Annotated in this window: 7 protein-coding genes; all 7 read right to left on the bottom strand. The window is 72.7% G+C overall.

Annotation, left to right across the window (positions count from 1 at the left end; translation table 11 throughout):
* Window positions 1-72: 72 nt before the first annotated feature.
* Window positions 73-342 carry an acyl carrier protein gene (locus P1P70_RS35590; protein WP_319245184.1) on the bottom strand — a complete coding sequence of 90 codons (270 nt, stop codon included), beginning with the start codon at window positions 340-342 and terminating at the stop codon, window positions 73-75.
* Window positions 343-425: 83 nt separating this feature from the next.
* The gene (locus P1P70_RS35585; RefSeq protein WP_319245182.1) at window positions 426-1643 is read right to left on the bottom strand and encodes a ketosynthase chain-length factor; all 1218 of its coding nucleotides are present in this window, start codon (window positions 1641-1643) and stop codon (window positions 426-428) included.
* The gene (locus tag P1P70_RS35580; protein ID WP_319245181.1) at window positions 1640-2905 is read right to left on the bottom strand and encodes a beta-ketoacyl-[acyl-carrier-protein] synthase family protein; all 1266 of its coding nucleotides are present in this window, start codon (window positions 2903-2905) and stop codon (window positions 1640-1642) included. The genes P1P70_RS35585 and P1P70_RS35580 overlap by 4 nt, the downstream gene beginning before the upstream one ends.
* A gap of 263 nt (window positions 2906-3168) precedes the next feature.
* Window positions 3169-4758, bottom strand: coding sequence for an acyl-CoA carboxylase subunit beta (locus P1P70_RS35575; protein WP_319245180.1), 1590 nt, complete (start codon window positions 4756-4758; stop codon window positions 3169-3171).
* A 116-nt stretch (window positions 4759-4874) separates the two neighbouring features.
* Complete coding sequence (locus P1P70_RS35570) at window positions 4875-5669, bottom strand: AfsR/SARP family transcriptional regulator (RefSeq protein ID WP_319245179.1); 795 nt, start codon at window positions 5667-5669, stop codon at window positions 4875-4877.
* Window positions 5670-6076: 407 nt separating this feature from the next.
* Window positions 6077-7066, bottom strand: a complete 990-nt coding sequence (locus P1P70_RS35565; protein WP_319245178.1) for a 4'-phosphopantetheinyl transferase family protein — start codon at window positions 7064-7066, stop codon at window positions 6077-6079.
* Between the two features lies 1 nt (window position 7067).
* Complete coding sequence (locus P1P70_RS35560) at window positions 7068-8318, bottom strand: acyltransferase domain-containing protein (protein ID WP_319245177.1); 1251 nt, start codon at window positions 8316-8318, stop codon at window positions 7068-7070.
* Between the last annotated feature and the right edge of the window lie 42 nt (window positions 8319-8360).

The raw sequence follows: 8360 nt of genomic DNA, 5'->3' as shown, positions 1-8360 counted from the left end.
GCCTCCGACGGCCGCCCCGCTCTCCCGCCCCCCGGGGGGGGCGGGAGAGCGGGGCGGCCGTCGGAGGCCGGCTCAGGCGGCAGGCGCCTGGCCGGAGTTGATGAGAGCGAGCAGGGCGCCCGGGGTCTCGGCGTCGACGACGGCGTCGTCCGGGATCTCTATGCCGTACTCGCGCTGGATCTGCCCGATGACCTGGAGCAGGGCGAGGGAGTCGTAGCCGAGGTCCATGAACGGGGTGTCGATGACGTCACCGTCGAGGTCGATGCCCTCCTCCTCGCCCGCGCTCTCGCGCAGCATGCGGGTCAGGTCGGCCAGGGTCACTGTGGCGGTCGTGGTGCTCATGGTCGATTGCCGTCCTCTCGGTTGGACTTGCGGGTTGTCCTGAACTGCCGGTGGTACGTGGGGGTCGTGGGGGTGCGCGCGGGTCAGGCGGCCCAACGGCGCACGACGAGCGCCGCGTTGAAGCCGAGGTGGCCGCGGGCGAGGACGAGCGCAGTGCGCAGGGCGGCCTCGCGCGGTTCGGTGACCAGGTCGAGGCGGTGATCCGCCGCGGCGGCACCGACGTTGACGGTGGGCGGGATGACGCCGTCGCGCAGGGCGAGCAGGGCGGTGGCCACGTCGAGCGCGGCGCCGCCGGCGAGCAGGCGGCCGGTCATCGTCTTGGGTGCGGTGACGGGGACGCCGTGCGCGCCGAACAGACCGGTCAGCGCCTGGGCCTCGGCCCGGTCCAGGTCCGGTACGCCGGCGGCGTCGGCGAAGACCACGTCGATGTCGGCGGCGTCGACGCCGGCGTCGGCCAGGGCGTTCTCGGCGGCCTTGCGCAGGCCGGGCGGGCGGCCCGATCCGGGGGCCGGGTCGAGGGTGGCCGCGTACCCGGCGATCTCCCCGTAGACCGTGGCGGCACCGCGGGCGCGGGCCGACGCGGCCTCCTCGACGAGGAGGATCGCCCCGCCCTCGCCGGGCACGTACCCGGCGGCCTCGGCGGAGAACGGCAGATAGGCGCGGGCCGGATCGTCGACGGTGCTCATCAGTCCGGAGGCGATCTGCGGCACCCAGCCCCAGGGGCAGATGGCCGCGTCGACGCCGCCGGAGATGACGGCCGGGAAACCCTTGCGGATATGGCGGCGGGCGTGGCCGAGCGAGTCGATGCCGCCGGCCTGTTCGGTGAGCAGGACGCCGCTGGGGCCGCGCAGCTTGTGCCGGATGGAGATCTGGCCGGTGTTGACCGCGTAGAACCAGGCGAAGGACTGGTACGCGCTGACGTACTCCTTGCCCTTGCTCCACAGGTTCTGCAGTTCCCGCTGGCCGAACTCGACGGCCCCGCCGGACGCGGCGGTCACCACGCCGATGCCGTACTGCGGCAGTTCGGCGGTGTCGATGCCGCCGTCGGCGAGCGCCCAGTCGGCGGCGGTCAGCGCGAGGCGCGTCATGTGGTCGGTCTGCGGCATGAGCCGGCTGGGGATGTGGTCCTCGGCGATGTAGTCGGCCACCTCCCCGGCGACACGGGAGGGGTACGGGGAGGCGTCGAAGCGGGTGACCGGTCCGAGGCCGGACTCGCCGGCCAGCGTCGCCTTCCAATAGTCCTCGGTTCCCAGGCCGTTGGGGGCGGTGATGCCCAGGCCGGTCACCACTGCGGTGGTCATGAGGTGCTCCTCTCCGGGCGGGCCAGGACCATGGCGCTCTGGAAGCCGCCGAAGCCGCTGCCCACGCTGAGGACCACGTCGGTCTGCTTCTCGCGGGCGACCAGCGGGATGTAGTCGAGGTCGAGTTCGGGGTCGGGCTCGTGGAGGTTCGCGGTGGGCGGCAGGAGGCCGTGCTCCATCGCGAGGGCGCACGCCGCGATCTCCAGGGAGCCGATGGCGCCGAGCGAGTGCCCGATCATCGACTTGATGGAGCTGACCGGCGTGCGGTACGCGTGGTCGCCGAGGCTGCGCTTGAACGCACCTGTTTCGTGGCGGTCGTTCATCTTCGTGCCGGAGCCGTGGGCGTTGATGTAGTCGACGGTGTCCGGGGCGAGGCGGGCCTCGCCCAGGGCGGCGTCGATGGCCTCGGCCATTTCGAGGCCGTCGGGCTTGAGTCCGGTCATGTGGTACGCGTTGCAGCGGGAGGCGAAGCCCGCGATCTCAGCGTAGATGTGGGCGCCGCGCCGCCGTGCGCCCTCCAGCTCCTCCAGGACCAGGACCGCCGCGCCCTCGCCGAGGACGAGTCCGCTGCGGGTCCGGTCGAAGGGCCGGCAGGAGCTCTCCGGGGTGTCGTTGCGCGGCGTGGTGGCGTGGATGGCGTCGAAGCAGGCCGAGGTGATCGGGGAGATCGGGGCCTCGGTGGCGCCGGCGATCATGACATCGGTGGTGCCTTCGCGGATGAGTTCCACGGCGTGGCCCAGCGAGTCGAGACCGGAGGTGCAGCCCGTGGAGACCACGGCCGCGGGGCCCTCCGCCCCGGCCGCGCGGCCGACTTCGGCGGCGATGGAACTGGGTACGAAGTGCTGGTAGAGCTCGGGTACGGCGTACTCGTGGTCCACGTTCCACTTGCGGCCGCCGTCGCTGACGACCGCGTACTCGCGTTCCAGGCTGGTGGTGCAGCCGACGGCGCTGCCCACGGAGGTGCCGACCCGGCCGGGGTCGAGGGCGGCGAGGTCGAGGCCGCTGTCGGCGAGGGCCTCACGGGTCGAGACGACCGCGAACTGCGAGGCCCGGTCGAGCCGGCGGATCTCCTGGTGCGAGAGTCCGGCGGCGAGAGGGTCGAAGTCGCATTCTGCGGCGACCTGCGAACGGAACGGGGAGGGGTCGTAGAAGGAGATCCTGCGGGTGGCCGTGCGGCCCGCCGTGAGCAGGTCCCAGTACTCCTTGACACCGACCCCACCGGGGGCCACGACGCCCAGGCCGGTGATGGCGACTCTGCGCATGGTCTACCTGGCCTTCGACGGGGCCTGATGCGCCTGCGCGCACCTGCCGGTTGGCGCTGTGGGGGTCACTGTCGTCCCTTCGTCCGTGTCCCTGCTGACCGTGTGTCGAGATCGGCGGCCGGGGCGGCTCGGGGTAGGAGCCGCCCCCGCCGGCCATACCGGCCGGCCGCCCGCTCGTAGCGGGCCGCCGTGTCCGGTGCGCCCATGGAACGTGCGCGGCCTAGACCGCCGCTCGCGCGCGCATGGACCGTCGGATCGCCCCACTATGTGGGCACATTTCCGTGCTTACGGGAGGGCACTTCGGCGTGCTTAGAGCGCAGCATCGCCAGGGAGCGGATGAGGATCCGGCGGGTGTCGCCGGGGTCGATCACGTCGTCCACGAGGCCGCGTTCGGCCGCGTAGTACGGGTGCATCAGCTCGCTGCGGTACTCCTCCACGCGCTGCGCCCGCAGGGCCTCCGGGGCGTCCGAAGCCGCTATCTCACGGCGGAAGATGACGTTGGCGGCGCCCTCGGCGCCCATCACCGCGATCTCGTTCGTCGGCCAGGCGAAGGACAGGTCGGCGCCGATCGAGCGGGAGTCCATGACGATGTAGGCGCCGCCGTAGGCCTTGCGCAGGACCAGGGAGATGCGCGGCACGGTCGCGTTGCAGTACGCGTACAGGAGTTTGGCGCCGTGCCGGATGATGCCGTTGTGCTCCTGGTCGACGCCCGGCAGGAAGCCGGGCACGTCGACGAGTGTGAGCAGCGGGATGTTGAAGGAGTCGCAGGTCGAGACGAAGTGGGCGGCCTTCTCGCTGGCGTGGATGTCGAGCACGCCGGCCAGGGACGAGGGCTGGTTGGCGACGATGCCCACGGGGTGGCCGTCCAGGCGGGCCAGCGTGCACACCACGTTGGGCGCCCAGGCCTCGTGGACCTCGAAGCTCTCGCCGTCGTCGACGATCTCCTCGATCACGGCGCGGATGTCGTAGCTGCGGCCGGGGTCGGCCGGCACCAGGTCGGTGAGGGCGTCGGTGCGCCGGTCGGCCGGGTCCTCGCAGGGCGCGACGGGCGGCATCTCGCGGTTGTTGGAGGGCAGCAGCGCGAGCAGGAACCGGACGTCCTCCAGGCAGGCCGTCTCGTCGTCGTACGCGAAGTGGCAGACGCCCGAGACGCTCGCGTGCACGTCCGCGCCGCCGAGAGCGTTGTGGGTGATCTTCTCGCCGGTCACCGCCTGCACCACGTCGGGTCCGGTGATGAACATCTGCGCCGAGTCGCGGACCATGAAGACGTAGTCGGTGAGCGCCGGCGAATAGGCGGCTCCCCCGGCGCACGGGCCGAGCATCACGCTGATCTGCGGGATGACCCCGGAGGCCGCGACGTTGCGGCGGAAGATACCGCCGTAGCCCGCGAGCGCGGTCACGCCCTCCTGGATCCGGGCGCCCGCCCCGTCGTTGAGGCTCACGAGCGGTGCGCCGGCGGATTCGGCGAGGTCCATGACCTTGTGCACCTTGGCGGCGTGCGCCTCGCCGAGGGCGCCGGCGAAGACACGGAAGTCGTGCGCGTACGCGAAGACCGTACGGCCGTGGACGAGACCCCAGCCGATGACTACGCCGTCGCCGTGCGGTTTGCGGGATTCGAGGCCGAAGCCGGAGGCGCGGTGCCGGCGCAGCGGCTCGATCTCGGTGAACGTGCCCTCGTCGAAGAGGAGTTCAAGCCGTTCGTGCGCGGTGAGTTTGTTCTTCTCGTGCTGGCGCCGGGTGGCCGCCGGGTCGGGACCGCGGTTCACTTCCTCCTTGAGCCGGCGCAGTTCGGCGGCGGCGCGTCGCAGGTCGGGGGCGGCGGGAGCGACCGTCAGGTCGTCGAGGATCGTCATCGGCCGAACGTAGGAACGGCGGCTCGAGACGTGCTGGAGAGACCGGCCGGGGGCGCGCGCGGTGCCTGCGTCCCGCAGTCGTCACCGGGGCGTGGAGCCCGGCCCGGGGCGGGAGTTCAGCCCGAGGCCGGGGTCGGGAGGTCGAGTGCCGGGTCCGCGGAGAGGATGGCCTGGTGCAGGCGCTGCAGCCGGGGCGAGGGCTCCAGGCCGAGCTCGTCGACCAGGGTGCCGCGCAGCCGCTGGTAGGCCTCGAGGGCGCGCCAGGCGCTGCCCGAGCGGTGCAGGGCGGTCATCAGCTGGGCGCAGAAGCTCTCGTGCATCGGGTGCTTGGCGACGAGGACCTGCAGGTCGGGCACGAGTTCCATGTGCCGGCCGATGATGAGTTCGGAGTCCATCCGCCGTTCCAGGGCGACCAGCCGGTCCTCCTCCATGCGGAGCACTTCGAGTTCGAGCACGGGCCCGATGCGTACGTCGATGAGGGCGGCGCCCTGCCACATCTTGAGGGATTTGCCGAGGAGTTCGGAGGCGGCGACATGGTCGCCCGCTTCGTGCGCGGCCCGTCCCGACGCGGTGAGCTGGCCGAACTCGTGGGCGTCCACCTGGCCGGGTTGGACCTGCAGCAGATAGCCGCCGTGCCGGGTGACGAGGACGTCCTTGGCCCGCCGGTGCGGGTCCCCGTCGAGCGCCGTGGCGATCTTGCGGCGGAGCTGGAGGATGTACGTCTGCAGGGTGGTGGCCGCGCTGCGCGGGATCTTCTCGCCCCAGATCTCCTCCATCAGCGTGGTCACGGGCACGACGCGGTCGGACTGCAGGGCGAGCAGGGACAGGATCTGGCGCGGCTTGGCCGCGGTCGGCACGATCGACACCCCGTTCTCCCGGGCTGTCAGCGGTCCGAGGACTGTGATCTCCATGGTGCGCCCGCCCTTTCCTGCGCTGTACGGCCGGCCCGGCGATGGACCGGCAGGCTTGCGGGGTCTCGGCCGAGCGTGCCACCTGCGGCGTTCGAGTCCCAGTGAGGCGGTCACGAGAGCGCACATGAAAGCGTCATGCCCGGATCGTGAGCCCCGCACTGGGCCGGGCGGTGCGGCGGACCGCAGAATCCTGGTACTCGGGAAAACGAGTGCACGACGGACGCACGTTCGTTCGCATCGGACGCGCCGGCCCGTGCCCGCACCGACCCAGGAGGGCGAACGCCATGGACAGGCGTCATCCGAGCGACCCCGTCTCCGTGTTCGCCGCGTTCGACCTCCCGGCGACGGAGCCCGTCTACGGGGATCCGCCCCGGGAGGACGTGCCGCCCGCGCAGGAGGGGGAGACGCTACGGCTCGCGGTGGCCGGCGCCCTCGGCTCGCGCGGCCGGGTCGACCTGAACCGCACCGGCGCCCGGGAGGCCGGCCGGTCCGTCTGACCGGCCGTACCCGTCGGCGGGCGTGCCCAGAAGCGTGTCGAGCAGGCCGTCGTCGAGGGTGGTGCCGACCGACAGGTCCGCCACCTCGCCGAACCCCGTGTCGCAGACCGCGACGCTCACGACGTAACCGTCCCCGGCGGGGAACGTGCCGAACTGCCACTCCGAGCCCGGCACCGGCGTACCGTCCGGGCGGACCAGCCGGATGCCCTCGCCGCCGCGGTCTGCCGCCCGGCGGCCGGCCCCCGCGTGGTCGCCGGTCCCGCCGTGGTCGCCGGACCCGTCACCGTCCAGGGCGAAGCCGAACTCCGTGAAACGGAAACGCAGTCCCTGGCCGAGTGCCTTGCTGTAGGCCTCCTTCAGCGTCCACAGCCGCACCATGGTGTCGTTGCGCACCGCGTCCCCGCCGGCGTCCAGCCGCCGCAGTTCGTACGGCGTGCACGCCTGGCGTTCGGAGCCGGTGTGGGCGAGCCGGCGGTCGGCGCGCTCCACGTCGACGCCGATGCGTCCGCGGCGGGTGATGCCGACGACCATCATCTCCTCGGTGTGGCTGAGGCTGACGTCGATCTGGTCGCAGCCGCGCACGTAGGGCCGCCCGCCCGGCTGGTAGGCCAGGTCCACGAGGTCGGGGCCGGTGTGCAGGACGGCCGCCGCGGCATGCCGCAGGAACAGCCGGGAGGCCACGAAGCGTTCGCGCATCCGGGGCCGTGCGAAGGCCTCGTAGCGGCGCCAGTCGCGGCCGAGCCGCCGGCGCAGGTCGGCCTCGGCGGCGCCCTCGGGCAGCCAGCCGGACATCGCCGCGTACAGCACGGCGCTTCCCGTGCGGGACAGTTCCTCGTGCATCGCGTCCCACGGTCCGTCGGGGCTCTCGGCGGGCAGCGGGTGCCAGACGCCTCGTCCCACCTCAGGCTCCGGACAGGGCCGCGGACAGCGGCCCGGCATCGAGAGCGGAGATCACCCCTGCCAGGTCCACGGCATCGCTGGCCGGCCCTTGACACACGGGCAGGCAGACGGGACCCCGCGGTCCGCCGCCCATCCGCCGCAGGTACGGCGTGAGCACGGCCTGCGGTCCGATCTCGACGACGTGCGTGGGGGCCTGCTGGGCGAGCAGCCTGCGCGCTGCGTCGGCGAACCGGACGGGGGCGGTGATCTGTTCGGTCCAGTACGGGGCGTAGAGCGGCTCGGTGGCGAGGCGGCCGTACACCGTCGAGTAGAACGGCACCTTGGCCGCTCCGCCGGGCATGCGGCGCACGACCGCCTCGAACTTGGGGACGACGGGGGCCATCAGCGGCGAGTGGAAGGCGTGCGACACGGCCAGGTGGCGGCAGCGGAAGCCGCGTTCGCCGAGCCGGGTCTCGATGCGCTCCAGGGCGGCGCGGTCGCCGGACAGGACCACTGCCTTCGCCGCGTTGATGGCGCTGATGCCCACGGCCGGTTCGGCGGCGACGAGTTCGGTGGCCTCGTACGGCGTGATGCAGAGGGCCATCATGCCGCCGCCGGGCGGCAAGTACTGCATGAAGGCGCCGCGCATCGCCACCAGCTTCGCGGCGTCGGCCAGGGTGAAGGCGCCGGCGACCGTGGCGGCCGCGAACTCGCCGATGCCGTGGCCGAGTACGGCCACGGGGCGCACCCCGGCCTGTTCCAGGGTGCGGGCCAGGGCGTACCCGACGGCGAACAGGGCGGGCTGGGTCAGCGCGGTGCGGTGGACGGCCGGGTCGTCGGCGAGGATCAGCTCGACGACGGACTGTTTGGTCCAGGGCATGATCGCGGCGTCGGCCTCGTCGAGGAAGGCGCGGTAGCCGGTGGAGTCGAGGTAGAGCCCGGAGGTCATGCCGGGGTGCTGGGAGCCCTGGCCGGTGAAGACGAACGCGGCGCGGATGGGGCCCTCGCCCTGGTTGGCCTCGCGCAGGGCGAGGAAGTGGGCGAGCTGTCCGACCGTGGGGTAGGCCCAGATGTCGTCGGGCTCGATGAGCGGGCCGAACTCCTCCTCGATGTCGCCGTAGAGGCTGAGCGCGGCCACCGAGTCGAGGCCCTCCTCGGCCAGGGAGTCGCCGGCCTGCACGGCACGGCCGAGGTAGTGGGCGAGGCGTTCGCAGAGCCACTCGCGGTGGGCGAGGGCGAAGTCGTCGTGCGCGCGGGGCGGTTGGTCCTGCAAGGGTCTGCTCCCTGTCGGGCCTGAGGCGGGGGTGCCCGGGGC

The organism is Streptomyces sp. MB09-02B, assembly GCF_033794485.1.
In the GTDB taxonomy this organism is placed as follows: domain Bacteria; phylum Actinomycetota; class Actinomycetes; order Streptomycetales; family Streptomycetaceae; genus Streptomyces.
Note: the sequence above shows the minus strand (reverse complement) of the source record. Positions and strands in the feature narration are given on the sequence as shown.

Coding starts and splice junctions, on each gene's coding strand:
- P1P70_RS35585 (WP_319245182.1), bottom strand. CDS start 1,643: ATGACCACCGCAGTGGTGACCGGCCTGGGCATCACCGCCCCCAACGGC.
- P1P70_RS35580 (WP_319245181.1), bottom strand. CDS start 2,905: ATGCGCAGAGTCGCCATCACCGGCCTGGGCGTCGTGGCCCCCGGTGGG.
- P1P70_RS35575 (WP_319245180.1), bottom strand. CDS start 4,758: ATGACGATCCTCGACGACCTGACGGTCGCTCCCGCCGCCCCCGACCTG.
- P1P70_RS35590 (WP_319245184.1), bottom strand. CDS start 342: ATGAGCACCACGACCGCCACAGTGACCCTGGCCGACCTGACCCGCATG.
- P1P70_RS35570 (WP_319245179.1), bottom strand. CDS start 5,669: ATGGAGATCACAGTCCTCGGACCGCTGACAGCCCGGGAGAACGGGGTG.